Origin of the sequence: Acinetobacter sp. YH12027 (assembly GCF_013420085.1) — a bacterium.
Taxonomy (GTDB): domain Bacteria; phylum Pseudomonadota; class Gammaproteobacteria; order Pseudomonadales; family Moraxellaceae; genus Acinetobacter; species Acinetobacter amyesii.
Genome location: NZ_VOYW01000038.1, coordinates 1 through 25408 on the forward strand (window position 1 = coordinate 1; position 25408 = coordinate 25408).

General features: G+C 42.6%; 31 protein-coding genes and 1 pseudogene. 23 read left to right on the forward strand and 9 right to left on the reverse strand.

The genetic code is table 11. The annotated features are described in order from the left end of the window. Positions 1 to 89: pseudogene (locus tag FTT94_RS12955) on the forward strand (IS5/IS1182 family transposase); the annotation flags it as partial. A gap of 165 nt (positions 90 to 254) precedes the next feature. Here the strand turns inward: FTT94_RS12955 and recG are convergent. Further along, positions 255 to 2300, reverse strand: a complete 2046-nt coding sequence (gene recG, locus FTT94_RS12960; protein WP_180135130.1) for an ATP-dependent DNA helicase RecG — start codon at positions 2298 to 2300, stop codon at positions 255 to 257. A 59-nt stretch (positions 2301 to 2359) separates the two neighbouring features. On the opposite strand from recG, the gene FTT94_RS12965 reads away from it, so the two are divergent. Further along, positions 2360 to 3139, forward strand: coding sequence for an NAD-dependent epimerase/dehydratase family protein (locus FTT94_RS12965; RefSeq protein ID WP_180170923.1), 780 nt, complete (start codon positions 2360 to 2362; stop codon positions 3137 to 3139). Positions 3140 to 3290: 151 nt separating this feature from the next. After that, entirely contained in the window at positions 3291 to 3887 is a 597-nt protein-coding gene (locus tag FTT94_RS12970) for a methyltransferase domain-containing protein (protein WP_180170924.1), read from the forward strand. An 85-nt stretch (positions 3888 to 3972) separates the two neighbouring features. On the opposite strand, the gene plsB is transcribed toward FTT94_RS12970, so the two are convergent. Continuing rightward, positions 3973 to 6546, reverse strand: a complete 2574-nt coding sequence (gene plsB / locus FTT94_RS12975) for a glycerol-3-phosphate 1-O-acyltransferase PlsB (RefSeq protein WP_180170925.1) — start codon at positions 6544 to 6546, stop codon at positions 3973 to 3975. 287 nt (positions 6547 to 6833) lie between these two features. Here plsB and FTT94_RS12980 point away from each other — a divergent pair, with 287 nt between their 5' ends. Beyond that, on the forward strand, positions 6834 to 7706 hold the full coding sequence (locus FTT94_RS12980; protein WP_180170926.1) for an acyl-CoA thioesterase II: 873 nt from the start codon (positions 6834 to 6836) through the stop codon (positions 7704 to 7706). A 249-nt stretch (positions 7707 to 7955) separates the two neighbouring features. Continuing rightward, the gene (locus FTT94_RS12985; RefSeq protein WP_180170927.1) at positions 7956 to 9215 is read left to right on the forward strand and encodes a dicarboxylate/amino acid:cation symporter; all 1260 of its coding nucleotides are present in this window, start codon (positions 7956 to 7958) and stop codon (positions 9213 to 9215) included. Here FTT94_RS12985 and FTT94_RS12990 read toward each other — a convergent pair. From FTT94_RS12990 to FTT94_RS13020, 7 genes are all read right to left on the reverse strand, one after another. Next, complete coding sequence (locus tag FTT94_RS12990) at positions 9212 to 9637, reverse strand: VOC family protein (protein WP_180105599.1); 426 nt, start codon at positions 9635 to 9637, stop codon at positions 9212 to 9214. The genes FTT94_RS12985 and FTT94_RS12990 overlap by 4 nt on opposite strands. Positions 9638 to 9857: 220 nt before the next feature. Further along, positions 9858 to 10802 carry a metal-dependent hydrolase gene (locus FTT94_RS12995; protein WP_180170928.1) on the reverse strand — a complete coding sequence of 315 codons (945 nt, stop codon included), beginning with the start codon at positions 10800 to 10802 and terminating at the stop codon, positions 9858 to 9860. A gap of 157 nt (positions 10803 to 10959) precedes the next feature. After that, on the reverse strand, positions 10960 to 11820 hold the full coding sequence (yihA, locus tag FTT94_RS13000) for a ribosome biogenesis GTP-binding protein YihA/YsxC (protein WP_180110386.1): 861 nt from the start codon (positions 11818 to 11820) through the stop codon (positions 10960 to 10962). A gap of 85 nt (positions 11821 to 11905) precedes the next feature. Continuing rightward, positions 11906 to 12349: an Rrf2 family transcriptional regulator gene (locus tag FTT94_RS13005; protein ID WP_180170929.1), complete on the reverse strand. Its 444-nt coding sequence runs from the start codon at positions 12347 to 12349 to the stop codon at positions 11906 to 11908. Between the two features lie 86 nt (positions 12350 to 12435). Beyond that, positions 12436 to 13644, reverse strand: coding sequence for an NO-inducible flavohemoprotein (gene hmpA, locus FTT94_RS13010; RefSeq protein ID WP_078192460.1), 1209 nt, complete (start codon positions 13642 to 13644; stop codon positions 12436 to 12438). Positions 13645 to 13794: 150 nt separating this feature from the next. After that, complete coding sequence (locus tag FTT94_RS13015) at positions 13795 to 15378, reverse strand: helicase HerA-like domain-containing protein (protein WP_180073419.1); 1584 nt, start codon at positions 15376 to 15378, stop codon at positions 13795 to 13797. Between the two features lie 14 nt (positions 15379 to 15392). Beyond that, a complete protein-coding gene (locus FTT94_RS13020) occupies positions 15393 to 16595 on the reverse strand; it encodes a PLP-dependent transferase (RefSeq protein WP_180170930.1) in 1203 nt (400 codons plus the stop codon). Between the two features lie 158 nt (positions 16596 to 16753). Here FTT94_RS13020 and FTT94_RS13025 point away from each other — a divergent pair, with 158 nt between their 5' ends. The 18 genes from FTT94_RS13025 to rplF all read left to right on the forward strand — a co-directional run bounded on the left by FTT94_RS13025 (position 16754) and on the right by rplF (position 25401). Next, positions 16754 to 17491 (forward strand): type 1 glutamine amidotransferase, encoded by a 738-nt coding sequence (locus FTT94_RS13025; RefSeq protein ID WP_180008436.1) that lies wholly within the window; start codon positions 16754 to 16756, stop codon positions 17489 to 17491. Between the two features lie 268 nt (positions 17492 to 17759). After that, positions 17760 to 18071 carry a 30S ribosomal protein S10 gene (rpsJ, locus tag FTT94_RS13030; RefSeq protein ID WP_000070912.1) on the forward strand — a complete coding sequence of 104 codons (312 nt, stop codon included), beginning with the start codon at positions 17760 to 17762 and terminating at the stop codon, positions 18069 to 18071. A 59-nt stretch (positions 18072 to 18130) separates the two neighbouring features. Beyond that, entirely contained in the window at positions 18131 to 18769 is a 639-nt protein-coding gene (gene rplC / locus FTT94_RS13035) for a 50S ribosomal protein L3 (protein WP_078189280.1), read from the forward strand. Positions 18770 to 18780: 11 nt separating this feature from the next. Next, positions 18781 to 19383, forward strand: a complete 603-nt coding sequence (gene rplD, locus FTT94_RS13040; protein WP_078189279.1) for a 50S ribosomal protein L4 — start codon at positions 18781 to 18783, stop codon at positions 19381 to 19383. Then, positions 19380 to 19700: a 50S ribosomal protein L23 gene (rplW, locus tag FTT94_RS13045; RefSeq protein WP_005012992.1), complete on the forward strand. Its 321-nt coding sequence runs from the start codon at positions 19380 to 19382 to the stop codon at positions 19698 to 19700. Before rplD ends, rplW begins: the two co-directional genes overlap by 4 nt. A gap of 11 nt (positions 19701 to 19711) precedes the next feature. Further along, positions 19712 to 20536 (forward strand): 50S ribosomal protein L2, encoded by an 825-nt coding sequence (gene rplB, locus FTT94_RS13050; RefSeq protein ID WP_078189278.1) that lies wholly within the window; start codon positions 19712 to 19714, stop codon positions 20534 to 20536. Between the two features lie 19 nt (positions 20537 to 20555). Further along, positions 20556 to 20831, forward strand: a complete 276-nt coding sequence (gene rpsS / locus FTT94_RS13055) for a 30S ribosomal protein S19 (protein ID WP_004281508.1) — start codon at positions 20556 to 20558, stop codon at positions 20829 to 20831. An 11-nt stretch (positions 20832 to 20842) separates the two neighbouring features. Further along, positions 20843 to 21172 (forward strand): 50S ribosomal protein L22, encoded by a 330-nt coding sequence (gene rplV / locus FTT94_RS13060; protein ID WP_035265103.1) that lies wholly within the window; start codon positions 20843 to 20845, stop codon positions 21170 to 21172. Position 21173: 1 nt separating this feature from the next. Further along, positions 21174 to 21926, forward strand: coding sequence for a 30S ribosomal protein S3 (gene rpsC, locus FTT94_RS13065; protein ID WP_078189277.1), 753 nt, complete (start codon positions 21174 to 21176; stop codon positions 21924 to 21926). 3 nt (positions 21927 to 21929) lie between these two features. Then, the gene (gene rplP / locus FTT94_RS13070) at positions 21930 to 22343 is read left to right on the forward strand and encodes a 50S ribosomal protein L16 (protein WP_078189276.1); all 414 of its coding nucleotides are present in this window, start codon (positions 21930 to 21932) and stop codon (positions 22341 to 22343) included. Then, a complete protein-coding gene (rpmC, locus tag FTT94_RS13075) occupies positions 22343 to 22540 on the forward strand; it encodes a 50S ribosomal protein L29 (RefSeq protein ID WP_005012982.1) in 198 nt (65 codons plus the stop codon). Before rplP ends, rpmC begins: the two co-directional genes overlap by 1 nt. Beyond that, positions 22537 to 22794 carry a 30S ribosomal protein S17 gene (rpsQ, locus tag FTT94_RS13080; protein ID WP_078189275.1) on the forward strand — a complete coding sequence of 86 codons (258 nt, stop codon included), beginning with the start codon at positions 22537 to 22539 and terminating at the stop codon, positions 22792 to 22794. The genes rpmC and rpsQ overlap by 4 nt, the downstream gene beginning before the upstream one ends. Positions 22795 to 22883: 89 nt before the next feature. After that, positions 22884 to 23252, forward strand: a complete 369-nt coding sequence (rplN, locus tag FTT94_RS13085) for a 50S ribosomal protein L14 (protein WP_005012978.1) — start codon at positions 22884 to 22886, stop codon at positions 23250 to 23252. Positions 23253 to 23261: 9 nt separating this feature from the next. After that, positions 23262 to 23579 carry a 50S ribosomal protein L24 gene (gene rplX / locus FTT94_RS13090; RefSeq protein WP_078189274.1) on the forward strand — a complete coding sequence of 106 codons (318 nt, stop codon included), beginning with the start codon at positions 23262 to 23264 and terminating at the stop codon, positions 23577 to 23579. Positions 23580 to 23594: 15 nt separating this feature from the next. Continuing rightward, positions 23595 to 24131, forward strand: a complete 537-nt coding sequence (gene rplE / locus FTT94_RS13095) for a 50S ribosomal protein L5 (RefSeq protein ID WP_067762907.1) — start codon at positions 23595 to 23597, stop codon at positions 24129 to 24131. A gap of 9 nt (positions 24132 to 24140) precedes the next feature. Next, positions 24141 to 24446, forward strand: a complete 306-nt coding sequence (gene rpsN, locus FTT94_RS13100) for a 30S ribosomal protein S14 (protein WP_067762906.1) — start codon at positions 24141 to 24143, stop codon at positions 24444 to 24446. Between the two features lie 12 nt (positions 24447 to 24458). After that, on the forward strand, positions 24459 to 24854 hold the full coding sequence (gene rpsH / locus FTT94_RS13105) for a 30S ribosomal protein S8 (RefSeq protein WP_078189273.1): 396 nt from the start codon (positions 24459 to 24461) through the stop codon (positions 24852 to 24854). 13 nt (positions 24855 to 24867) lie between these two features. After that, a complete protein-coding gene (rplF, locus tag FTT94_RS13110; RefSeq protein ID WP_078189272.1) occupies positions 24868 to 25401 on the forward strand; it encodes a 50S ribosomal protein L6 in 534 nt (177 codons plus the stop codon). Positions 25402 to 25408 lie beyond the last annotated feature (7 nt).

The window sequence follows — 25408 nt, forward strand, 5'->3', positions numbered from 1 at the left end:
GAGGAATTGCCACAAGATACGATAAGCTAAAACGTAACTATCAAAGCGCTGTTGCTTTAGCTTGTATATTTATATGGTTGCCTCTTTAGCTCAATTTATCGGCTGTAAATGTCAACACACCCTAATCATTCTTTTTTGAGTATTTTGCACAGTTTGTGGTGAAGTGCAATCACGACACCACAGCAACCTGTTCGACAAGCTTACTGGTTAAAGCCAATCTGCATTTTTAGGATAATCGATCCATCATCCTAATTTTATACATAGGCGTACCGAGGAGCTTCAGGCAGCCATCGTTTTAAAAGCGCTTGAGCCTGTGCAGGATAATCGTTCAGGACTTGTTGAGCCACATAGTGGGCCTGATTGAGTAAATGATCATCTCGCTCTAATTTTGCTACACGAAAGCCCATATCTCCCGTTTGTTTAGTGCCGAGGAGCTCACCGGGGCCGCGAATTTCCAAATCTTTTTCAGCAATGATAAAGCCATCATTGGTCTCGCGCATGATGCGTAAACGCTCTTGCCCATTTTGCGATAAGGGATTTTTATACAGCAAGGCACAGAAACTGGCTTTGGCACCACGTCCTACACGACCACGTAGCTGATGCAATTGTGAAAGCCCTAAACGCTCTGCATTTTCAATTACCATGATTGAGGCATTCGGGACGTCAACACCAACTTCAATCACTGTGGTTGCAATCAGTAATTGCAATTCATTATTTTTAAATTGCTGCATCACTGCTTGTTTTTCATAGGCCTTCATTTTGCCGTGAACAAGACCAATATTGAGGTCTGGAAAGCGTTCTTTAATTTCATTAAAAGTCGCTTCAGCGGCCTGAGCATCTAAAGTTTCTGATTGTTCAACTAAGGTACAGACCCAATAGGCTTGTTTAGCTTCAGCACAATTGCTGGCAATCCGCTGTAGCACTTCTTCACGACGGTCAAGTGGAATAGTGACTGTTTGAATCGGTGTACGACCGGGTGGCAGTTCATCAATGACGGAGGTATCTAAATCGCCATAAGCCGACATAGCCAAGGTACGAGGAATAGGGGTTGCTGTCATCACCAGTTGATGCGGTGTCATGCCATTGAGACCTTTGTTTCGTAGCGCCAAACGCTGATCGACACCAAAACGGTGTTGTTCATCAATAATCACTAAACCTAATTTGGCAAATTGAACATTGTCCTGAAATAAAGCATGCGTGCCGACCACTAAATTGGCTGAACCATCTTGAATACTTTGTTCTGCCGCAGCTCGAGCCTTACCTTTTTGTTTACCGGAAAGCCAAGACACGGTCAGTCCCATAGGCTCAAACCATTTTTTGAAATTTAGATAATGTTGTTCGGCCAAAATTTCTGTCGGCGCCATCATGGCCACTTGCCAACCTTCCTCGAGCGCATGACAGGCTGCAACGCCTGCGACTAGGGTTTTACCTGCACCTACATCACCTTGTACGAGTCGTAGCATAGGTTTGTTCTTTTTCAGATCGACCGCAATTTCTTTGGACACGCGTTTTTGTGCGCCGGTCATTTCAAACGGTAGTGTACTTAAAAGTTGTTTGGTGAAGTTCTTACTTGTAGAGAATGACGGTGCTTCGATTTGTTGAATATAAGCACGGCGGCTGAGCAAACTGACCTGATGGGCAACCAATTCTTCGAAAATTAAACGTTGCTGTGCAGGATGAGAACCTTGGCTCAGTTGCAACATATTGGCATCGACAGGGGGATGATGAATATAGTCCAAAGCCTGTTTTAGTGCATAGCCATTGGTGAATTTTTCTGGCAGTAATTCAGGTAAGTCATCACTATATAACTGTAGTGCTTGTTTGACGTATTCACGTAGTTTGGGCTGTGTTAAGCCTTCGGTTGCAGGGTAAATCGCAGTGAGTTGGGTTTGTGGTAAAGGTGTGTGTTCAGTAATCACCTGTAGTTCAGGATGATACATTTCTAAGCCACGAGCACCAACACGGACTTCACCAAAAATCCGTAAACGATTCCCTGGTTTCACCCGATCAGTAATGCCTTTGTAAATATGGTAAAAACGTAAAGTAACTTTGCCACAATCGTCATCCAGTAGGGCAGCCATCGATTTACGCTTTCCGGGTGGAAAGTCGATACTTTTGACCGTGCCTTCTAGTAAATAACTTCGACCCACGGTCAATTGGTTCATGGGGATGATCGTGCTACGATCTTCATAGTCGCGTGGCAGATGAAACAAAAGATCATCTGTCGTGAAAATATTTAGTTTTTCAAGTAAAGCAGCGGCGGCATTGCCAACCCCTTGCAATTGATGGACGGCAGCCATGTCCCCTCAACTTCGGTTTATATGATCTAAATGGATCAGTTCTGAGAATAGGTCGTTTGATGCATATTCTATTTATCGGTTATGGTAAAACATCGCAACGCGTTGCTAAACAATTATTTCAGCAAGGTCACCAAATTACCACAGTGAGTCGTAGTGCGAAAGAGGATGATTTTGCAGAACATTTAATCCAAGATATTCACCAACTGGATTTGTCGCAGGTTCAACCGATTGATGCTGTCTATGTTCTTTTGGCTCCTGCACGCCATGCTCAATTCAATGCTGTGGATGCTTACCGACATACTTATGTCGATTCTGTACAGCCAATTGTTCAAGCATTAGCACATCATCCAATACAACGTTTAATCGTGGTGTCGTCCACTCGTGTCTATGGTGAGCATGCGGGGGAGCGCATTGATGATGACACTGTGCCACGTCCGATCGATGAGCAGGGGATGTTGTTACTTGAAATGGAGCATCACTACTCACTAGCATTTCCTACCGAATGCGTGATCGTACGTCCATCTGGGATTTATGGCACATCGACAACACGAATGCAGAAACTGGCAGAAACGACTCATCACTATCCCAATATCCATTGGTCAAATCGAATACATATCGATGATTTGGCAAAATTTCTGTGTCATCTACTTCACGTGGAACATCATGAAAAATCATATATTTGTACTAATAACCAACCTCAACCTTTGCATGAGCGAATCTTGGATTTGCAAAGAGCTATGCATTTACCCGAATTGGTTTTAGAGAGTGAAGTAGAAACAGGTAAAAAAATTTATGCAATGCGGATGATGGAGAGTGGTTTTAAGTTAGCGCACGATTGATTGTGATGTGTAGCGTAAAATTGGTGTGACGTATAAAATTCAGTGTAGCTTGGTGAGTATTAAAAGAAATTCTATAAATGAATGAAATAGGTCTTTTACAACATGTATTGTTCAAATTTTCGAATGGATCTCAAAGGATAAAATTTAAATAATGACAAAATCATTTGCTGAACTTACTCAGAATTTACCCCATAGACCGATTTTGGAAAAAGCTTTGAGTTATTTTGAGAATTTACCAAAGATCGCGATTGATTGTGGTTGTGGTGCAGGAAATGAATCATCATTTCTACTCCGTCATCATTTTAAAGTATATGCATTTGATCCGTCTGTTGACGCTAAAAATATCTGTCTAAGTAAATTTAAAGACAATAAGAATTTTTTATTTTCTAATCAGGCCTTTGAAGACTATAGCTTTCCTAAAGCTAGTTTAATTATTGCTTTATTCAGTTTATTTTTTTGTTCTACGGATTCGCTTGAAAGTGTTTTAAAGAAAATGCAGGAATCCTTAAGTGAGCAAGGCATCTTACTCATACAACGGTTAGGGAAAGATGATGATTGGGTAAATAATTTTTCTGAAAAATTTATAGGTTTTGAGCAGGAAGAGCTTAAACAATTGTTTGATGCGGACTTTGATATTATTTATATCGATGAATTTAAAGGCAATAAACCGCTAGCCAATGGAACTCCAAAATTTTGGAATGTATATACCTTAATTTTAAAAAAGAAAATATTAAATACTTTTGTATAATCCAAAAAAAGAGACAAGCTTTTTACAACTTGTCCCTGATTTTGCTCATCTTCTTCCGCTTTTATGGCGAAAAAATCAGAACGGTTTATTTTTTCTTACGTTTCAAACGTTTTTTAGCTTGTTCAGCCGCCACTTTATCAAGTGCTTCTTTTAACTCTTCATCACTAAAGGTTGTAATGTGCTGCAACATTTGGAGTGTCACATCATCCAAAACGAGGTTGGCATATTGCGCAACATTTTGGAAATTTTCATCAAACACAATGGCGTTGTTTTCATTGGTGCTGATATAACCTTGTTGTGTTAAGACTTTAATAAAGCTTTGGAATAAGGCCTTATCAAAGAACTCTGGCGAGTTAAATTCATACAACACAGATAGACGTTGACCAACCAAGTGACTGAGTTCTTCAACCTGACGCGTCGAGATATTGCCTGAACCACGTTGTGTGATTAAAGCCAAAGTCATGTAGTAACGCTCTAGACTTTGCATCACAGGTGCAGCCAAGACCACTAACTGATTGTGCTGCTCTGAGTTAGGCGCAGGGGAGATCAGGTTGCCTTCTGCATCTTCAGAAATTAGCTTGGCTTTGATCAGTACTTCTGCATACGCACAGATCTGATCTTTAAGCTCTTCATTATTCCATTTGAGGAATAACTCAGCTTTTAAGAATGGATACAGTGTACGAATGACATTAATCAAATCACCACGGCGAATAGAACCATTATGTTCAACCAAAGCGGCAATGAGTGATGGCAAAATAAATGCGTGCAGGATGTTGTTACGGAAGTAGGTTAACAGCACCGCTTGATTATCAGCAATGGCAATAATATCGCCAAGAACATGATTAACACGTTTGATCAGCTTGAGTTTTAAACCATAAGCAATGATTTCTTTACCTGACAGCGGTGTTACTTGCATGCGCTCATCGTAAGGTAAGGCATTTAAAAGATCGCGATAGGTATCTAACTGCTTAATGCAAATCTCTTCATCTAAAGTGTGTTTAGATGTTGCCAATAAAATCAGTGAAAGCAATGAAACTGGGTTCACCACTGCTGCACGGTTAATATTTTCTAAAATCACGTGTGCAGAACTGTTAATGGCATCCGAAACTTCTGGCGGAATTGGGTCGTCATTTTTCTCGATTTTGATGTTGCTTGCATTATGCTGTTTCAACATATCATCAAGGAAAACCGGCTCACCAAAGTTCAAATGAACTTTACCGAAAATACGTTCGATCTTACGCAGTGTTTTCATAATCCCGATGATTGATTCGCCTTCTTTTGGCTTACCATTCATTTCACCAACGTAGGTCGCACCTTCCATTAAACGCTCATAACCAATATAGGTCGGTAAGAACACGATCGGTTTGGCTGGATTACGTAAATGACCATGGACAGTCATGGCGAGCATGCCGGTCTTCGGTGGTAATAAACGACCAGTACGTGAACGCCCACCTTCGATGAAGTATTCAAGCGGTGTATTACGCACCAAAATACTGTAGAGGTATTCTTTAAATACGGTGGTGTAGAGACCATTGCCACGGAATGAACGACGAATAAAGAACGCGCCGCCGCCACGTAAAATTTGCCCGACAAATGGCATGTTCAAGTTATCACCCGCAGCAATGTACGGCACCATCAAGCCACGTTTATAGATCACATATGACAATAATAAATAGTCGATATGACTACGATGGCATGGGGTGTAAATGATCTCGTAGTCTTTGGCCAGTTCACGAACGGTACTGAAGTTATGCACTTCGACGCCATCATAAAGCTGTGTCCACAGACGAGTCAGTGCTAAGTCAGCAAAACGAACCGTTGAGGCTGAATAGTCAGAAACGATTTCATTTAAATAACCAATCGCACGACGTTCAGCTTCAACCATACTGATTTTACTGCGAATGCTTTCACGACGAATCGCATCTTGCACATCCGTAGATTTGATCAGGCCGTGCATCACATTACGACGGTCAGATAAATCCGGCCCCAAAACTACTTCACGCTGTGCATCTAAATAATCATTCAGTGTGCTGACAATATAAGTCGCAGGTGACAAGTTTGGATGTGTAGTTTTGGCATATTCAACCAAACGACGCAAAGACTGTGGTTCATGGAATTCAAGGTACGATTGACGACCGTGCAAACCAATATTGACCAACTGCTTCACTTTGCTTGGTGTAGACCATGTATCGGTAAATAATAATTTAAACCAAGAATCTTCTTTATCGGGTTCACGACCCCACAGCACGGTTACAGGAACGAGCTCAACATCCGCATCAGGATTTTTTTCCAAAACCTCAATTAAACGCAATAAACGAGGTGGAAAGGCATGTGGCGGTGGATTGAGTAAGTTGTCTTCATCATGATGTTGTAAAAACACCACAGAGGCTTTTTCTGTTTGCGTACCCACAGTCATTGGGTCGAGTGCAGGGTGTAGCTTTAAACGACGGGTTTCACCATCGACAATTAAAGCATTACTCCGTGAATGATTTTGCAGAACGTAGCAGGTAATTTTCGTTGTCTGTACGCCGGTATCTGTATCGGTTTCAGTCACTACAGGTTCTACAGGGACTTCACCTAAAACATGCGGTGTTACCACAAGGTCAAGCAGTTTACTCGAAAGCTTTCGATACATCTGACCAAAGCCGCTCTTGGACATACAAACTCCTACTTTTCATGACCAAACCACAGAGATTCTGAGGGGAATCTATTCTGCGTAATTGTACTTAAAAACTGTATGTCATTTTCTGACAAATTGCATAGATATTGTAAGATTTTATCGTTAAAAAACGTATTTTTAGCAGTTATATTGCATCAGCAAGGTGACAGATCAGTCAGCGAATCTTTAGGGTTTTAGTCTGGATTTATGGCAAAATGGAAAATATATTTAAACATCTGTTGATGTTGCCTGCGTTAGCTTAATCCCGAATGATAGATAGGTTTGTTATGAATGCCTTAACACAAGAGTTGGTTGATTTACTCAGTCTTGAAAAATTAGAAGAAAATATTTTTCGTGGGCAAAGCCGAAATTTGGTCGGGAAGCGTGTCTTTGGTGGACAGGTTTTAGGTCAGGCGCTCCGTGCGGCATCTTATACAACAGATCGACCTGCTCATTCCTTACATGCCTATTTCTTATTTGGTGGTGATATCAATGCACCGATCATTTATGAAGTAGATCGTATTCGCGATGGACGCAGTTTTGTGAGTCGTCAGGTTCGTGCGATTCAACATGGTAAAACCATTTTCATGTGTATGGTGTCATTTGCAGAGCAAGAAGAAGGTTTGAATTACCAAGTTGCAGAGCCAGAATATCCAGCCGTCGAAGATTTAAAACCTGAAGCTGAGCTAAAACGAATGATGGTGGAATTTGTTCCTGAAAACGTCCGTGCATCTTTTATGCGTGACCGTCATGTGGAAATTCGCCCGATTGATCCGCAAAACCCGTACCAACCGCAGCCTGCTGCGCCGTCGTATGCACACTATATTCGTACCCATGACAAAATTGCTGCTGACGTTGATGACATCTCTTTACATCAGGCTATTGCGGCATTCTATTCAGACTTTACGCTGATGACGACTGCACTACGTCCACATGGTTTAAGTTATTTATCACCAAGTTTGCAGTGTGCGAGTATTGATCATGCCATGTATTTCCATAAGCCATTCCGTGTGGATGAATGGATGCTTTATGACATGGATGCTACCGTCAGTGCCAGTTCACGTGGTCTAAATTTTGGTCGCATGTGGCAAAACGGTGAGTTGGTCTGTAGTACGACACAAGAAGGCTTGATCCGTTTACGCGAAATTGAAACGCAATAAGCTTTGAGCACTATGTGTTAAGTCGTACATGTTGAAATGCTGAAATAACCGAATCTTCTGATTCGGTTTTTTTATTTCCGTCATTTATTGGTGTGAAGCTACTCACGGATTCGAGTTATCTAATTAGGGTGCAGTATAAGTTGAATGGAGCTGAATTCGTGCTTTGCAGAATTGTAGTAGTATATGTGACAAAAAATTCCTCGATTCTCAATGGGTCGCATGGCATAGTGCCTGAATAAAGGATGATAAATGCAAGGCACAATGAGCTTAAATACGCAGATTTTAATTGCCGCAATATTGGGTGTGGCATTTGGCTTTTTATTAATTCAGTTTCCAGAGACGCAGTTTTTATCCGCCAGCCTGTATGGCCTGGGGATTGCCAGTAGTATTTTTATTGGCTTGCTGAAAATGATCTTGGTTCCGCTGATCTTTAGTTCGATTGTGGTGGGGGTATCGAATTTACAAGCGGGTGGTCAGCTGAGTCGTACGTGGAAAATTACCTTAGCTTGCTGTGTCACCACCACGACTTTGGCACTGATCTTGGGTCTAGCATGTGCGCATATTTTTAAAGTTGGGCAGGGCGTGGACATCGTCATGTTCCAAGATGCAATGCAACAACATCAGAGTCCTGACACCCTCACAGCAGGTTCATTCTTTACCAATTTTATTCAAAATACACTGATCAATCCGTTTAAAGCCTTTAGTGATGGCAATGTACTCGCTGTCGTGGTGTTTTCACTATTTTTAGGTGTGGCCTTGGTCAAAGGCGGTGAAAAATTTCGAAGTGTGAGAAAGCTCAGTCAGCAATTTTTTGACATCATGATGATGATCATCGGTTGGGTGATGAAGCTTGCACCGATTGGTATTTTTGCATTATTGGCTAAATTGATTGCTACCGAAGATATTTCGGTGTTGAGTCGCCTCGCGGAGTTTGCTGCCGTAGTCACAGGGACCACGATTTTCCATGGGGCAGTGGTGTTACCTCTGTTGCTTTGGATTTTTGGGAAAATGAGTCCACTGGCATTTTTTAGAGGAACACGAGCTGCCTTAATCACTGCTTTTGCAACCAGTTCAAGTTCAGCAACGATGCCACTGTCGATGAAATGTGCGCAGGAAAATTTAGGCGTACGTCCTCAAACAGCAGGTTTTGTGATTCCATTGGGCACACAGTTAAATATGGATGGTACAGCGTTGTATGAAGCTGCTGCTGCGTTATTTATTGCTAACTTGATGGGCTTAGATTTAACCTTGGGTCAGCAGTTAATTGTCTGTGCAACCGCCATGATTGCGTCACTCGGCGCACCGGGCATTCCAAGTGCTGGAATGGTGACAATGATTATGGTTTTACAATCGGTTGGGCTTCCTGCAGAAGCCATTGCGATATTGCTGCCGATCGATCGTCTATTGGATACGGTACGGACTGTGGTGAACGTACAGGGTGATATGATGATTAGTGTGGTGGTGGATCGTCATACGCGAGATGTAGATGAACCAGCGTTGTCGAATTAAGCAGATAGACAGCTAAAATGTGGGTTGTAGACGATCTCCCACAGATGCCCATCTAAGTCTTGAAAATAGCCTGCATAACCACCGTAAAACGTGGGCTGTGCGGGCTTAATTGTTTTTGCACCTGCGCGTTGGGCTTGTTGCATGATTTGATCGACGGCTGCGGTACTGTTGACGTTATGTCCAAGAGACATTTGAGTTGGACAAAACGCTGATGTACTGATTCCGGTGTCATGACTCAGGCTATCTTGCGGCCAGAGTGCGAGCTTTAAACCGTGTTGTAAATCAAAAAATGCCACAGCACCATGTTCAAATTCAGTCCCAATAATCCCTGCGCTATTTAGACCTAAACCCTCCTGATAAAACGCGAATGCAGCGTGTAAATCTTTCACGGCCAGTGTAATAACGGAGATGTGAGCGTGCATGGAGATGCTCCTGAACGGTGTATTTTTATTTTAGGATGAGACTGAGTATAAATGCATTTTAAAGAGAATAGGGAACTCGGAATACCTGTACTTTAAACCTTGAACTTATGACCTTATCCATCTTGAGTGTGTTGATTGCTCAATAAAAAATTGAGCGTAATGGATGTGGGTACAAAAAAAGCAGGGCGAACCCTGCTTAATACAGATTTTAAAGTAGTGTTTAAGCGACTTTCAGTGCGGCACGTTTTGCAGCAGGAGAGTTGTCGAGATAGGCAATCGCATCTTCAGTTTTCGCTTCATGCACAGGATCGTACCAAGGCATTAAATACCCCAATTGCTGCGACACTAACCAAAGCGGATGTGGCAATAAGCGATTGTCTTTTTGCGCGATACGCGCCCATTCACGCCAAATCCACGGTTTATATACGGCAGGTTTAATCGATGCATAGCGCGAGTCTTGCTGCATGATATGTGCTGCACCATCGACCCATAGACCAAGTACGGCAGCAATCACGATCACACTTTGATAATAGCGAGAAATATAGCCCCCACCGAGATGACGATACAAATCAAAAGCCACGGTACGATGTTCTAATTCTTCTGCGCCATGCCATTTTACTAGATCGAGCATATTCGGATCGGCACCGAGGCGTTCCCACTCTTTATTATATAAAGCATATTTGCCTAGTACACAGGTCATGTGCTCAACTGTTGCAATTACCCCTAAACGAAAGAGATCCCACTGATGATCCAAAGCTTTAGGTACGTTGAGCCCTAAAGGTTGGTCCGCAAGCAGTTTGCCAAAGAGAAAGTCCATGATTTCAAGGTTGCGTTGAATACTGATATTGCGGTGAGATAGATATTCTTTATTGGTAGAGTTATGCGCCTGAGCATGCATGGCTTCTTGGCGGATAAATGCTTTAACGTCCTCTGCTAATTTTTCATCTCTAATTTGTGGCAATACTTTGTTATACAGACGGCAAAACCAAAACTCACCTGCCGGTAAGATCATATTAATTTCATTAATAAAATAGCTGACAAAAGCTTGGTTGGGTACCCAGTCAACTTGAGTATCTTGCCACTCAAATTTCACTTTACGTGGCTTAATTTTATATTCGATTGATGATCCAAGTTTTGTGTTTCTCAAGCGGGAGAGTAATTTCATGACCTATCCTTGTTTTTATGTGATCGAGTACACATCTGATGTATTCAGTATCCAAAAAAAATCCTGCATTGTGATTAGCAATACAGGACATTTCATTATCTTCAGATGATACTTTTTGTCAGACAATCATCCTTGCGCTGACTTTAAAATTACTGGATTAGTGGTCTGAATTTTTGCCTTCAGCTTGGGGTAAATCTTCAGATGTAGTGTCGATGTCGTCGAATGCTTCCGCATCTGCATCGATTTCAATATCATCTTCCGATGCTTCAGGTATGCTGTCGAGATCAAACTCTGTCGATTGTTCTAGAGTGAAGTTAAGACGACCCGCCATGACACTCGCTAACTCTTCTAAACCTTGTTTATTCAATGATGAGAACAATTGGATAGAGAAGTTTAGCTTCATTTTTTTCAATGCTGCTTTCACTTCTTGTAGTGCTTTAGAGGCTGGGCCACGGTTTAATTTATCTGATTTGGTCAGGAGTACATGTACGAACAATTTACGTGAATGTGCCCATTCCAACATCATGACGTCAAAGTGTTGTAGTGGATGACGGATATCCATCAACAGCACAAGACCTTGTAAACTTTCACGGTGTATCAGATAGTTTTCTAACTCTTTTTGCCACACGATTTTCATCGCTTCAGGTACAGCGGCATAGCCATAACCAGGCAAGTCGACCAAACGCTGATCAGGATTTCCTAGACTGAAAAAGTTGATCATTTGGGTACGACCCGGTTTTTTCGACGCACGTGCCAATTGTTTTTGGTTGGTGAGCGCATTAATGGCACTCGACTTACCCGCATTAGAGCGGCCAGCAAAGGCAATTTCATAGCCGGTATCTTCAACGCAGAGGTTGAGTTTAGGCGCACTCATTAAGAACTCAGCTTTGCGTAGCCAGTTGAGCGAGCGCACAGCATATTCAGTAATCGCAGAGTCTACTTTTTTCTCGTAAGTAATCTTTTGCTTCGGCGCATTGGCCGCTTTACTGTTTCGTGATTTTCCTCTGTGCTGATGCATAACCCAACTTCAATAACTGATTTAACAACACGCATTATAAAGGAAGTCGGGCAGGCAAGCGAATTTTGTCGCAGGCAAAGTGAAATTAGAGATTGATCATTTGAATCGGAGATTGTGTTGTAAATTTAGATGCGCTGCTTGGTTGCAAGACATCGGCAAGTTTGTACTGATCGAGACTTTGATAAAACTGTTCTAAAGCTTGGTCTAAAATGCTTTTTAAACCACACTGACTGCGCAGTACGCAGGGTGGGTCATTGCATTCTACTATCTGGTGATGGCCTTGCAGAATTCGTACGATTTGACCGAGCTGAGCCTCAAGTGCTTCAGGGTTTAGACGAATACCGCCACCTTTGCCGCGGCTGGTGATTAACCAGTTTTGTTTTGCCATAAAATGCACAATTTTCACCAAGTGATTACGCGAAACATGCAGGTCTTCTGCAATTTCAGCAATGTTATAAGGCACATCACGAGGGCGTGCGATATAGAGCAAAATGCGTAATGCATAATCGGTGAATTTATTGAGTTGCATGATAATACTGTGAGTCTGAGAGAAATAAATAAGGGCTAGTCTAGCATAACTAAACTAACCCTTTGTATTTCAGGTGAATAGCTTAGTTAGTGTTTTACACCACCAGTGCCGAAAGCTTCGCTGTGAATATTGCTAGCAGGAATACCACGAGCAATTAAAGCTTTCTGTTGTTCAGCCATAAATGGCATTGGACCGCAAAGGTAATAATCCGCATTGATCGGTAACAGTGCAGTATCCATGCTGCCTAAGTCTAGACGACCAGCAGCATCATAATCTTCACCTAACTTATCATTAGCATGAGGGAACTCATACGCTGTAAAGGTGCTAAGACGTGGGTATTTTGCTTCTAAATCCTGAATGTGTTTATGCATTGCATGCACTTGTTTGCTACGGCAGGCATGGATAAAGGTTACAGGTTGTGGCATGTCTAAAGTCACCAACTGATTCAGCATCGCAATCATTGGTGTTAGACCTACACCACCACTGATAAAGACATTGCGTTTTTGTGAATCAATCAGGAAGAAATTACCTGTTGGTGCAGACACTTCGATTTCTGAACCGATCTCCAAGCCATGCAGTGTATTTGATACCCAACCTGGAACCAAGTCACCTTTCTGATCTTCACGTTTTACAGAGATACGTAAGTAGTTGTCTTGTGGGCTGGTAGACAGTGTATATTGACGTGGTTGTTTTAGACCCAGCTCATCGACCAATACACGTACAGAGATGTACTGACCTGCTTCATATTTTGGTAAATCACCACCATCAGAAGGCTCAAGGTAGAATGAGGTGATTTCATCACTTTCAGCCACTTTTTTCGCGATTTTGAAATTACGCCAACCTAACCAACTGCCTTTAGTTTGCTGATGTTGCTCATAAATCGCTTTTTCAGTGCTGATAAACAAGTCTGCCAATTGTCCATATGCTGCTGCCCAAGCTGCAATCAGTGGATCTTCCATTGAAATGCTTAATACTTCACTGATCGAGTGCAGCAAATTTTCGCCGACAATATTATAGTCTGGCGCTTGAATGTTAAGACTCACATGTTTATGCGCAATTAATTCTACAACTGGTAAAAGTACAGATGGGTCCTCAATATTTTCAGCATAAGCCAATACAGCACCCGCCAAGGCTTGTGCCTGAGCACCGCTGCGCTGATGTCCCATGTTAAAGGTTTCTTTGAGGTCAGGGTTATTGCCCAACATACGATTATAGAAGTAACCAGTCAGCGCGACACCATTTTCACGTAGAACAGGAACAGTTGCTTTTACTAGGTCAATTTGCTGCGGAGTCATAGCTGATCTCTCATGGCTGTTATTTATAAGATGTATTTAAAATACATTTTTAAATACATCCGCGCAATACATGTTTTAGTAAAAACCATAAAAAAATTATGGAATATAAAAAGATTCCATAAATTTGTACTTTTTAATTGGGCTTTTAGATTATTTCTTGCCGAAAATAGAACCTAAGAGGCCACGGATAATTTTCTGACCTGTCGACCCACCCAAGCTGCGTGCTGCACTTTTTGCAAAAGTTCCTACAGTGTCTTGAATCAGTTTTTCACGTTGTTTGGCTGAGCGCTCAGCGTCTTTTTGTTGTTCGCGTGCAAGGCGTTCTTGTTCACGCGCTTGCTGTTTAGCGAGTGCATCTGCTTCTTTGGCTTGTTGTTTGGCCAACGCTTCTTGTTCTTTGGCTTCTATTTTATCTTGTTCCGCTTGGACGGCTTGTTGTTGGCGCTCCGCCACTTTATTTTGTAAAAGTTCATAGGCACTTTCACGATCTGCTTCGGTGTCATACACACCTGCGACAACGCTATTTGCCATCAGAGCTTTGCGTTCTTCTACAGCAATTGGGCTAAATGAAGAGTAGGGTGGCATCACCCAAGCACGTTCAACAATTTGAGGTGTGCCTTGTTCATCTAGACAGCTGATCAGTGCTTCACCTACAGCCAGTTCCGTAATCACTTGATCGACTTTAAACGCAGGATTGGCTCGAAAAGTATCTGCTGCCGTCTTAACAGCTTTCTGATCTTTCGGGGTAAATGCACGTAGCGCATGTTGAACACGGTTACCCAGTTGTCCTAAAACACTCTCAGGTAGGTCAAGTGGATTTTGCGTTACAAAGTAAATGCCGACCCCTTTAGAGCGAATCAGACGAACCACTTGTTCAATCTTTTCTTGTAAAGCAGGGCTGGCATTATCAAACAATAAATGCGCTTCATCAAAGAAGAACACCAGTTTGGGTTTATCCATATCTCCAACTTCGGGCAATTGTTCAAACAGTTCTGACAGCATCCAAAGTAAAAAAGTCGCATAGAGCTTAGGGGTATTCATTAACTTGTCGGCGGCGAGCAGGTTGATGTTGCCACGACCTTGTGCATCCGTTTGAATGAAATCCATGATATTGAGCGCAGGCTCACCAAAAAACTTGTCACCACCTTGATCGGCCAATGCGAGCAAATTACGTTGAATTGCACCTAAGCTTGCAGGTGATAAATTGCCATATTCATTTTTAAATTCTGCTGCATGTTCACTGACGTAGCTGATCATGGCTTTTAAGTCTTTAAAGTCGATGAGCAATAAGCCCTGATCATCAGCAATACGAAAGACCGCTGATAACACACCTTCTTGCGTGTCATTTAAGTTGAGGATTCGGGCAAGGAGCAGTGGGCCAATTTCAGAAATGGTAGTGCGAATGGGATGACCTTGTTCACCAAACAAATCCCAAAACACCACAGGGGAGGCAGCAAAAGGAATGCTCTCGATATTTAAACTTTTAATTCGTTCGTCAAACTTAGGATTGCTTTCACCTGCTTTGGCAAGGCTAGAAACATCCCCTTTGGCATCGGCTAAAAATACAGGTACACCCAGCCGAGAAAAACTTTCTGCCAACACCTTCAACGTCACCGTCTTACCAGTACCTGTGGCCCCAGCAATCAAACCATGGCGGTTTGCAAATTGTGAATGAAGCACCACATCTTGTGTAGTGTCTTGTGTTTTTTTGCCAATAACAATTGGTGTACCCATAGATGTTCCTGTATTTATTCGAGTTGCTGTTTATTTAAATGTTGTAGTGCGTTTTCTATATCTTGTATTAAATCTGCAGGATGTTCTAGTCCTATACAAAAGCGAACCAGTAAGCCGGCTTGAATGTGTGAATGTTCGAGTACACGCATATCTTTTAAGTTATATAGCATGACTAAACTGACTGGGCCACCCCAGCTAAAACCAAGCTTAAAGAGTTTCAGCGCATCGCAAAAGCAGCGTACATCTAGCAGGCTATATTTTTCATTAAATACCACGCTGACCAAGCCTGCACTGTGTTGTTCTGTACAAATTTCTTTCCAATACTGATGTCCTGCGGAAGCTTCATCGGCTGGGTGTAAAACCTGTACAAAGGCTGGCTGTTGTTTTAGCCAATTTAATAAAGTTAAAGCACTTTGTGACTGGTGTTCATAGCGCAAGCGCATAGAAGCCAGGCTGCGTTGTACTTGCGCGGCGTCATCACCAGAGATACTAATGCCTTGAATGGCGTGGGCACGAAACAGTTTGTGATGAAGCTTTTTATCTCGTGTAATTACCGAGCCCATTAAAATATCGCCACCACCACTTGGGTATTTGGTCAAGGCATGCACACTGATATCCACGCTTAGGTGTTCATTGCCAAAATCAAAAGCATTAAAGGCGATACCAGCACCCCACGTATTGTCCAGTGCAGTGAGCATGTTCTGTGCTTGGGCTTTTTTGACCAAGCCGACTAAATCAGGAAACTCTAAAGTGACAGAACCCGCCGCTTCTAACCAGATAAGCTTGGCTTGCGCTGAAGGGTTAAATGAATCGACATCAATCGGGTTATAAACCTTGACCATGATGCCGTAGCGGGTTTCTAGGTTACGCAGATGTTCCATATTTGGGCCATAGATATTATCTGCGACCCAAACCTCATCCCCCTGACTTAAAAAACATGAATTGACCAAATTAATTGCAGATAAACCGCTTGGTGCGAGTAAGTGATACAAGCCACCTTCAATCTGAGCAATCTGATCCCCTAGGGTAAATGTAGTGGGCGTACCATGTGTGCCATAGCTATAGTCATAATCATCAGTCCAATGGCGATTAAATAGCGCATCTGTATTTTCGAAAATTATAGTGGATGCACGAAACAGGGGAGGTTGAACACTATTGATGTATTGTGGTGCCTTTCTTGGTGCATGAATGAGTTCAGTTTGAGGATTCTTTTTCACGTGGCGCTCTGAAATGATCAAAATAATAATGAATGTTCAAAAGAATACGACTAAAACGCATGGATTTACGATGCTTTTGTATAGAAAATTAAGTGAAAAGCAAAGTTGGCTTCATTCTTGCAAAACCGATATCAGAGCAACAACAATAGGTTTAGCGCATGAAGTCGCATTTAAAAGTACATTATTTTCAGCATATTGCTGGCGAAGGGTTCGGCAGTTGTTATGATTTTTTAAAACAGCATCAGGCCAAAATTACGGCCACAGAATTCTTTGCATTACCTGTCGATCAAGCCTTGGATCTCGAGGCTTTGCCGCATGTTGAAGATGTCGATTTACTTATCATCATGGGTGGGACCATGAGCGTAAATGATGAGGCAAATTTCCCATGGTTAAAAATAGAAAAACGATGGCTGCGACGCTATTTAGCACTCGGCAAACCCGCAATCGGGCTTTGTTTAGGCGGGCAATTGATTGCCAATGCTTTGGGTGGGGCGGTGAGCCGAAATGCACAACAAGAATTGGGTTGGACGACCATCCGTAAGGTCGCTAACGTACCGCATGACTGTTTCAAACTACCGGAAGAGTTTAAAGTCATGCAGTGGCACAGTGAAACATTTGAAATTCCGAAAGGAGCGGTATTGCTGGCGGAAAATGATGCATGTCGTAATCAAATGTATCAAATCGGGCAAAATGTTTTGGGCTTCCAATTTCATCCTGAAATTACCCCAGAAGTACTCGATTTATTTTTGGAAAATGATGAAGAAGTGGCATTTTTTTCAGGAACACATGTACAGCCAGTACATGATCTACGGAAAAGCGCAAAGAACAAATTTATTGAGGGAAATCAAATACTAAACCAAGCAATAGAGTATGTATTAAGAAAAAACGCCTATTGATTAAAAGTTAAGCAATTGATCTTGCATAAAAAATGAAAAATATAAGAAAAACAGCAAAAGAGATTTGCTTATGCATTAAACAATAGCTATAATGGGCGACCCTTTGATGAAGGGGGTTGGCTACGAATAAAGTAGTTAACATCGTGACAGTCGCGGCATCGATCGTGACCTTAGTGATATTTCACTGCTCTTGACACTTGCCTCTTTTAAAGTGGGGTGAGATGCGTCAAGGGTGATTCTTTATATATTTGGCTTGGAGTTAACTGGTATGTCTAACCAGAGAATTCGTATCCGTCTTAAGTCTTTTGATCACCGTCTAATTGATCAATCAGCTCAAGAAATCGTAGAAACAGCAAAACGTACTGGCGCACAAGTTTGTGGTCCAATCCCGATGCCTACACGTATCGAACGTTTTAACGTTTTAACATCACCACACGTTAACAAAGATGCGCGTGACCAATACGAGATCCGCACTTACAAACGTTTGATCGACATCGTTCAACCTACAGATAAAACTGTTGATGCATTGATGAAGTTGGATCTTGCAGCTGGTGTTGATGTTCAGATCGCTTTGGGTTAAGGCTTTCGGTTAATTAACGCTCTAAGTTAATTAGGCCGCTTTTTTAGAGGTTTATGCACATGGCTATTGGTTTAGTCGGTCGCAAGTGCGGTATGACACGTATCTTTACAGATGCTGGTGTTTCTGTACCTGTAACAGTGATTGAGGTTGATCCTAACCGCATCACACAAATCAAAACGCTTGAAACTGATGGTTATCAAGCGATTCAAATCACTACTGGTGAACGTCGCGAATCTCGCGTAACTAACGCTCAGAAAGGTCACTTTGCGAAAGCTGGTGTTGCTGCTGGTCGTCTAGTTCAAGAATTCCGCGCTACAGAAGCTGATCTTGAAGGTCGTGAAGTTGGCGGAACTATCGGTGTGGATGTGTTCACAGTGGGTCAAATTGTTGACGTTACTGGTACATCTAAAGGTAAAGGTTTCCAAGGTGGTGTTAAGCGTTGGAACTTCCGTACTCAAGACGCTACACATGGTAACTCTGTATCTCACCGTGTTATCGGTTCTACAGGTCAAAACCAGACTCCTGGTCGCGTGTTCAAAGGCAAAAAAATGCCTGGTCATTTAGGTGCTGAACGTGTAACTACACAGGGTCTTGAAATCGTTGCTATCGACGCAGAACGTTCAGTTCTAGTTGTTAAAGGCGCGGTTCCTGGTGCTACTGGTGGCGACGTTACTGTTCGTCCTACTATCAAGGCCTGAGGGGAAATAACGTGAATTTAAATACTGTTTCCGGCTCTGCTGTTGAGTTATCTGAAGTTGCGTTTGGTCGTGATTTTAACGAAGCTCTTGTACACCAAGTTGTTACAGCTTACTTAGCTGGTGGTCGTCAAGGTTCTAAAGCGCAAAAATCACGTGCTGACGTTTCTGGCGGTGGTAAAAAACCTTTCCGTCAAAAAGGTACTGGCCGCGCTCGTGCTGGTTCTATTCGTAGCCCAATCTGGGTTGGCGGTGGTAAAACTTTTGCTGCTCGTCCACAAGACTGGTCTCAAAAAGTAAACCGTAAAATGTATCGCGGTGCTATGCAATGCATCCTGGCTGAGCTTGTTCGTCAAGATCGCCTTGTTTTAGTTGAAGAGATTGCTGTTGCAGCTCCAAAAACTAAAGAATTGCTTGCAAAACTTAACGACTTGAATGCACCTCGTGCATTAATCGTTACAGATGCTGTTGATGAGAACTTGTATCTTGCTGCTCGCAACATTCCACACGTTGATGTGGTTGATGCTGCTGCAATCGATCCTGTTAGCTTGATCGCGTTCGATAAAGTTGTTATGTCTGTTGCTGCTGCTAAGAAAATTGAGGTAGAACTCGGATGAACAACGAACGTATCTATCAAGTCCTACAAGGACCTGTATTCTCAGAAAAAGCACAAGTTTTAGGCGAAACTGCTGGTGTTCAAGTGTTCAAAGTTGCACTAGATGCAAACAAACTTGAGATCAAAAAAGCTGTTGAGCAACTATTTGGTGTTCAAGTTGTTAAAGTTAACACAACGATCACTAAAGGTAAGACTAAACGCTTTGGTAAAACATTAGGACGTCGTTCTGATGTTAAAAAAGCATACGTCACCCTGAAAGCTGGCCAAGATGTTGAAATGGCTGACTTGGGCGATACCGCTGAAAACGCAGCGGAATAAGGACGAAAATTATGCCGATTCAAAAATGTAAGCCAACGTCTCCAGGACGTCGCTTTGTAGAGAAAGTGGTTCATAACCACCTTCACAAAGGCGCGCCATATGCTCCGTTGGTTGAAGCTAAAAAACGTACTGGCGGTCGTAATAACAACGGTCACATTACAACTCGTCACGTTGGTGGTGGTCATAAACAGCACTACCGTATCGTAGACTTCAAACGTAACAAAGACAGCATCCCTGCTGTAGTTGAGCGTATTGAATACGATCCAAACCGTACAGCTCATATTGCTTTATTGAAATATGCTGACGGTGAACGTCGCTATATTATTGCACCTAAAGGCCTTCGCGCTGGTGATCAAGTTCAATCTGGTAACGATGCTCCAATCCGTCCAGGTAACTGCTTGCCACTTCGCAACATGCCTATCGGTTCTACTCTTCACAACATCGAGCTTAAAATCGGTAAAGGCGCACAATTAGTACGTTCTGCTGGTACATCTGCTCAATTGTTGGGTCGTGACGGTTCTTACGCTATCATTCGTCTTCGTTCAGGCGAAATGCGTAAAGTACACGTTGAATGCCGTGCTGTGTTAGGTGAAGTTTCTAACTCAGAAAGCAACCTTCGTTCACTTGGTAAAGCAGGTGCATCACGCTGGCGTGGCGTTCGTCCTACCGTACGTGGTATGGCGATGAACCCAGTAGACCATCCACATGGTGGTGGTGAAGGACGTAACAAAGGTATTCAACCTGTAAGTCCATGGGGTCAAAAAGCTAAAGGGTACAAAACACGTACCAACAAGCGTACGACTAAGATGATCATTCGCGACCGTCGCGTTAAGTAACAAGTAAAGGAATCTGACAATGCCTCGTTCTCTGAAAAAAGGCCCATTCGTCGATGCGCACTTGTTCGCTAAGGTTGAAGCGGCTATCGCGGCTAATAACCGTAAGCCGATCAAAACTTGGTCGCGTCGTTCGATGATCTTACCGGATTTTGTTGGTCTAACAATTTCTGTACACAATGGCCGTAACCATGTTCCAGTGATCGTATCTGAGCATATGGTTGGTCATAAATTAGGTGAATTCGCGCCAACTCGTACCTATCGTGGTCACGGTGTTGACAAGAAGTCTAAACGTTAATAGGTGCTATGATGGAAGTAACTGCTAAATTACGCGGTGCCGCTATCTCGGCACAAAAAGCACGTTTGGTTGCAGACCTAATTCGCGGCAAATCTGTTGCGCATGCTTTAAATATCTTAAACTTCAGCAACAAAAAAGCTGCAGTTTTAGTTAAAAAAGCATTGGAATCTGCGATTGCAAACGCTGAACACAATAACAGTTTAGATGTAGACGACCTTAAAGTTTCTACGATCTACGTTGATGAAGGCATGAGCCTGAAACGTATTTTGCCACGTGCTAAAGGCCGTGCAGATCGTATTACTAAGCGTACTTGTCACATTACCGTTAAGGTAGGGGTTTGATATGGGTCAGAAGGTTCATCCAATCGGTATCCGCCTAGGTGTTGTGAAACGTCATAACGCTAACTGGTATGCGAATCCGAAACAATATGCTGAATATTTGCTAAAAGATCTTCAAGTTCGTGAGTTTTTAACTAAAAAACTTAAGAATGCGATGGTAAGCAATATTCTTATCGAACGCCCTACAGGCGCAGCTAAAGTAACTATTAGCACTGCACGTCCTGGTATCGTGATCGGTAAAAAAGGCGAAGACATTGAGAAATTACAACGCGAATTAACAGCCATTATGGGTGTTCCTGCGCAAGTAAGTATCAACGAAATCGATCGCCCAGATTTAGACGCTCGTTTAGTTGCTGAAGCAATCGCTTCTCAATTAGAAAAACGTGTAATGTTCCGTCGTGCTATGAAGCGTGCGGTTCAAAACTCTATGCGTGCTGGTGCTAAAGGTATCAAAGTAGAAGTTTCAGGCCGTCTAGGTGGTGCTGAGATTGCTCGTACTGAATGGTATCGTGAAGGTCGTGTACCTCTTCATACTCTTCGTGCTGACATCGACTATGCTACTATGCGTGCTGAGACTACTTACGGTACGATCGGCGTTAAAGTATGGATCTTCCGTGGTGAGATCTTGGGCGGCATGAAACAAGTCATGAACCCAGCTCCAGCTGAAGAACGTCCAGCTAAACGTGGTCGTGGTCGTGGTGAAGGTCAAGAGCGTCGTGGTCGTCGCAATGATCGTTCTGCTGAAAAAGGAGAATAATCCATGTTACAACCTAAACGTACTAAATTCCGTAAAGTGCAAAAAGGCCGTAACACTGGTCTAGCACATCGCGGTAGCTCAGTATCTTTTGGTACTATTGCACTTAAATCAATTGAACGTGGTCAAATGACTGCACGTCAAATTGAAGCAGCGCGTCGTACAATCAGCCGTCGTATTAAACGTGGTGGTAAGATCTTTATCCGTGTTTTCCCAGACAAACCAATTACTGAAAAACCATTAGAAGTTCGTATGGGTAAAGGTAAAGGTTCTGTGGAATACTGGGTTTGCCAAATCAAACCAGGTAAAGTCTTGTACGAAATTGATGGTGTTAACGAAGAACTTGCTCGCGAAGCGTTTACGCTTGCTGCTGCAAAACTTCCGTTTAAAACCACTATCGTGACTCGGACGGTAATGTAATGAAAACTAATGATCTACGTGAAAAGTCGGTAGAAGAGTTGACAGCTTTGCTTGATGAGCAACAGCTTAACCAATTCCGTCTTCGTATGGCGAAAGCAACTGGTCAATTGGGTAAATCGCACGAAGTTGCGCTTACTCGTAAAACTATTGCTCGTATTAAGACACTCCTAACCGAAAAACAGGGGAACGGACAATGAGTGAACAAACAGTTCGCACGTTAACCGGTAAAGTAGTTAGCGACAAGATGGACAAGTCTATCGTTGTTCTTATCGAACGCCGCGTTCAACACCCGTTGTATGGCAAATCAATCCGCCGTTCAACTAAATTACACGCTCATGATGAAAACAATGTTGCTAAAGTTGGCGACGTAGTAAGCATCAAAGAAAGCCGCCCAATTTCTAAAACTAAGTCTTGGACTTTAGTTGAAGTTGTTGAAGCTGCTGCTGAGTAATTAAACGTTCTTGCATCATCGGTCAATTTCGAGTACTCTTTGAGCCTTTCGAAATTGCGACCGGTGATGCTCGGTTTTGGAGTAGGGCAATGATTCAAACCGAAAGTATGCTCGACGTAGCAGACAACAGTGGTGCTCGCCGCGTACAATGTATTAAAGTACTTGGTGGTTCACATCGTCGTTATGCTTCTGTTGGCGACATTATTAAAGTTACTGTAAAAGAAGCTATTCCACGCGCACGTGTTAAAAAAGGTGACGTGATGAATGCTGTAGTTGTACGTACAAAATTCGGCATCCGTCGTGCAGATGGTTCAGTTATTCGTTTCGACGATAACGCAGCTGTTATTTTGAACAACAACAAAGCGCCGATTGCAACTCGTATTTTCGGACCAGTGACTCGTGAACTTCGTACTGAACAGTTCATGAAAATTATTTCATTGGCTCCTGAAGTTCTATAAGAGGCACTCATGGCTAAGATTAAAAAGGGCGATCAAGTAATTGTGATCGCAGGTAAAGAAAAAGGCAAACAAGGTACTGTTTTGTCTGTTTCAAATGACCGTGTTAAGGTTGAAGGCCTTAACTTGGTAACGAAGCATCAAAAGCCTAACCGAGCTACTGGCGCTGAAGGCGGCATCGTAACTCAAGAAGCTGAGCTTCATATCTCTAACGTGGCAATTTTTAATGCTACAACCCAAAAGGCTGACCGTGTTGGTTACCAAGTGATTGAAGGCGTGAAAACTCGCGTATTCAAATCTAATGGTGAATCAGTGGCGGTAGCGAAGTAATAGGTTGACTAGGCAATGGCCAGACTTAAAACGCGTTACAATGACGAACTTAAGGCTCAATTAAAAGAAACATTGGGCGTTAAGAATGTGATGGATATTCCTCGCATTACAAAAATCACCATCAACATGGGTGTTGGTGCTGCATCAGCTGACAAGAAATTGTTAGATGGCGCTCTTTCTGATATGCAAGCAATTGCTGGTCAAAAACCAGTACTTACTTTAGCTCGTAAATCTATCGCTGGTTTCAAAATCCGTGATGGTTGGCCGATCGGCTGTAAAGTTACTTTACGCGGCGAACGTATGTACGAATTCTTAGACCGTTTGATCTCTATCGCGATCCCTCGTATCCGTGACTTCCGTGGTTTCTCTGCGAAATCATTCGATGGTCGTGGTAACTACTCAATGGGTCTTAAGGAACAAATCATGTTCCCTGAAATCGATTTTGATAAGATTGATCGTATTCGTGGTATGGATATTACCATCACTACGACTGCTCGCACCGATGACGAAGGCCGTGCGCTTATGCGTGCATTCGGCTTCCCGTTCAAATAAGAGGTCGATATGGCTAAGAAAGGTATGATTAATCGCGAATTGAAACGCGAAGCTACTGTTGCTAAATACGCTGCGAAACGTGCTGAATTAAAAGCAATTATCGCAAATGTAAATGCATCAGACGAAGAACGTTTCGAAGCGATGATGAAATTTCAAGCATTACCACGTAATGCGTCTCCAGTACGTCTACGTAACCGTTGTGGTTTAACTGGTCGTCCTCATGGTTACTTCCGTAAGTTCGGTTTAAGCCGTAACAAATTACGTGAAACAGTAATGCAAGGTGATGTACCGGGCGTTGTTAAGGCAAGCTGGTAAGGAGCACTATAAATGAGTATGCAAGATACCGTTGCCGACATGCTAACACGTGTTCGTAACGCACAAATGGCAAAGAAACAAACTGTTTCTATGCCAAACTCAAAGTTGAAAGTTGCGATTGCTAACGTACTTCAACAAGAAGGTTATATCGCTGATGTAGCTGTTGCTGACAATGAAGGCAAAGCGACTTTAACGATTACTTTAAAATATTTCGAAGGCAAACCAGTTATCGATACTGTGAAACGCGTAAGCCGTCCTGGTCTACGTCAATATCGCGGTAAAGATGCACTTCCTAGCGTTAAGCAAGGTTTAGGTATTGCAATTGTTTCTACAAGCAAAGGCATCATGACTGATCGCGCTGCACGTGCTGCAGGTATCGGTGGTGAAGTTATTGCTTTTGTTTCTTAATAGGTGATTCCTCATGTCTCGTGTGGCTAAAGCCCCAGTAACTGTACCTAACGGTGTTACAGTTACTCAGAACGGCCGGCAGGTCGAAGTGAAAGGCAGCAAAGGTACATTGTCTTTCAACCTGCATGCGCTGGTCGAGCTAAAACAGGAAGACGGTACTCTAGTTATTGCTCCTAAAGCTGAATCTAAAGATGCTTGGATGCAGGCTGGTACTGCTCGCGCTGTGCTTAACAACCTTGTAAAAGGTGTTAACGAAGGTTTCGAACGTAAGTTACAGCTTATCGGTGTTGGTTATAAAGCTGCGGTTAAAGGTAACATTGTTAACCTTAACCTTGGTTTCTCTCACCCGATCGACTACAACCTTCCTGAAGGTGTAACTGCAGAAACTCCTACTGCAACTGAAATTGTACTTAAATCAGCTGATAAAGCTAAATTAGGTCAAGTTGCTGCAGAAATCCGTGGTTACCGTCCGCCAGAGCCTTATAAAGGTAAAGGTGTTCGTTATTCTGACGAAGTTGTACTTCGTAAAGAAGCTAAGAAGAAATAAGGCGCGA

What these genes read in the sequence shown, in the direction of transcription:
- FTT94_RS13025 (WP_180008436.1), top strand. Translation starts at nt 16,754, where the DNA reads ATGAAGTCGCATTTAAAAGTACATTATTTTCAGCATATTGCTGGCGAA.
- rplX (WP_078189274.1), top strand. Translation starts at nt 23,262, where the DNA reads ATGGCTAAGATTAAAAAGGGCGATCAAGTAATTGTGATCGCAGGTAAA.
- plsB (WP_180170925.1), bottom strand. Translation starts at nt 6,546, where the DNA reads ATGTCCAAGAGCGGCTTTGGTCAGATGTATCGAAAGCTTTCGAGTAAA.
- rpsS (WP_004281508.1), top strand. Translation starts at nt 20,556, where the DNA reads ATGCCTCGTTCTCTGAAAAAAGGCCCATTCGTCGATGCGCACTTGTTC.
- FTT94_RS13015 (WP_180073419.1), bottom strand. Translation starts at nt 15,378, where the DNA reads ATGGGTACACCAATTGTTATTGGCAAAAAAACACAAGACACTACACAA.
- FTT94_RS12965 (WP_180170923.1), top strand. Translation starts at nt 2,360, where the DNA reads ATGCATATTCTATTTATCGGTTATGGTAAAACATCGCAACGCGTTGCT.
- rpmC (WP_005012982.1), top strand. Translation starts at nt 22,343, where the DNA reads ATGAAAACTAATGATCTACGTGAAAAGTCGGTAGAAGAGTTGACAGCT.
- rplB (WP_078189278.1), top strand. Translation starts at nt 19,712, where the DNA reads ATGCCGATTCAAAAATGTAAGCCAACGTCTCCAGGACGTCGCTTTGTA.
- rpsH (WP_078189273.1), top strand. Translation starts at nt 24,459, where the DNA reads ATGAGTATGCAAGATACCGTTGCCGACATGCTAACACGTGTTCGTAAC.
- FTT94_RS12985 (WP_180170927.1), top strand. Translation starts at nt 7,956, where the DNA reads ATGCAAGGCACAATGAGCTTAAATACGCAGATTTTAATTGCCGCAATA.
- rplF (WP_078189272.1), top strand. Translation starts at nt 24,868, where the DNA reads ATGTCTCGTGTGGCTAAAGCCCCAGTAACTGTACCTAACGGTGTTACA.
- rpsC (WP_078189277.1), top strand. Translation starts at nt 21,174, where the DNA reads ATGGGTCAGAAGGTTCATCCAATCGGTATCCGCCTAGGTGTTGTGAAA.
- recG (WP_180135130.1), bottom strand. Translation starts at nt 2,300, where the DNA reads ATGGCTGCCGTCCATCAATTGCAAGGGGTTGGCAATGCCGCCGCTGCT.
- FTT94_RS13005 (WP_180170929.1), bottom strand. Translation starts at nt 12,349, where the DNA reads ATGCAACTCAATAAATTCACCGATTATGCATTACGCATTTTGCTCTAT.
- FTT94_RS12970 (WP_180170924.1), top strand. Translation starts at nt 3,291, where the DNA reads ATGACAAAATCATTTGCTGAACTTACTCAGAATTTACCCCATAGACCG.
- FTT94_RS12995 (WP_180170928.1), bottom strand. Translation starts at nt 10,802, where the DNA reads ATGAAATTACTCTCCCGCTTGAGAAACACAAAACTTGGATCATCAATC.
- rpsN (WP_067762906.1), top strand. Translation starts at nt 24,141, where the DNA reads ATGGCTAAGAAAGGTATGATTAATCGCGAATTGAAACGCGAAGCTACT.
- rplW (WP_005012992.1), top strand. Translation starts at nt 19,380, where the DNA reads ATGAACAACGAACGTATCTATCAAGTCCTACAAGGACCTGTATTCTCA.
- rpsJ (WP_000070912.1), top strand. Translation starts at nt 17,760, where the DNA reads ATGTCTAACCAGAGAATTCGTATCCGTCTTAAGTCTTTTGATCACCGT.
- yihA (WP_180110386.1), bottom strand. Translation starts at nt 11,820, where the DNA reads ATGCATCAGCACAGAGGAAAATCACGAAACAGTAAAGCGGCCAATGCG.
- rplE (WP_067762907.1), top strand. Translation starts at nt 23,595, where the DNA reads ATGGCCAGACTTAAAACGCGTTACAATGACGAACTTAAGGCTCAATTA.
- rpsQ (WP_078189275.1), top strand. Translation starts at nt 22,537, where the DNA reads ATGAGTGAACAAACAGTTCGCACGTTAACCGGTAAAGTAGTTAGCGAC.
- rplN (WP_005012978.1), top strand. Translation starts at nt 22,884, where the DNA reads ATGATTCAAACCGAAAGTATGCTCGACGTAGCAGACAACAGTGGTGCT.
- FTT94_RS12990 (WP_180105599.1), bottom strand. Translation starts at nt 9,637, where the DNA reads ATGCACGCTCACATCTCCGTTATTACACTGGCCGTGAAAGATTTACAC.
- rplV (WP_035265103.1), top strand. Translation starts at nt 20,843, where the DNA reads ATGGAAGTAACTGCTAAATTACGCGGTGCCGCTATCTCGGCACAAAAA.
- rplC (WP_078189280.1), top strand. Translation starts at nt 18,131, where the DNA reads ATGGCTATTGGTTTAGTCGGTCGCAAGTGCGGTATGACACGTATCTTT.
- FTT94_RS12980 (WP_180170926.1), top strand. Translation starts at nt 6,834, where the DNA reads ATGAATGCCTTAACACAAGAGTTGGTTGATTTACTCAGTCTTGAAAAA.
- rplP (WP_078189276.1), top strand. Translation starts at nt 21,930, where the DNA reads ATGTTACAACCTAAACGTACTAAATTCCGTAAAGTGCAAAAAGGCCGT.
- hmpA (WP_078192460.1), bottom strand. Translation starts at nt 13,644, where the DNA reads ATGACTCCGCAGCAAATTGACCTAGTAAAAGCAACTGTTCCTGTTCTA.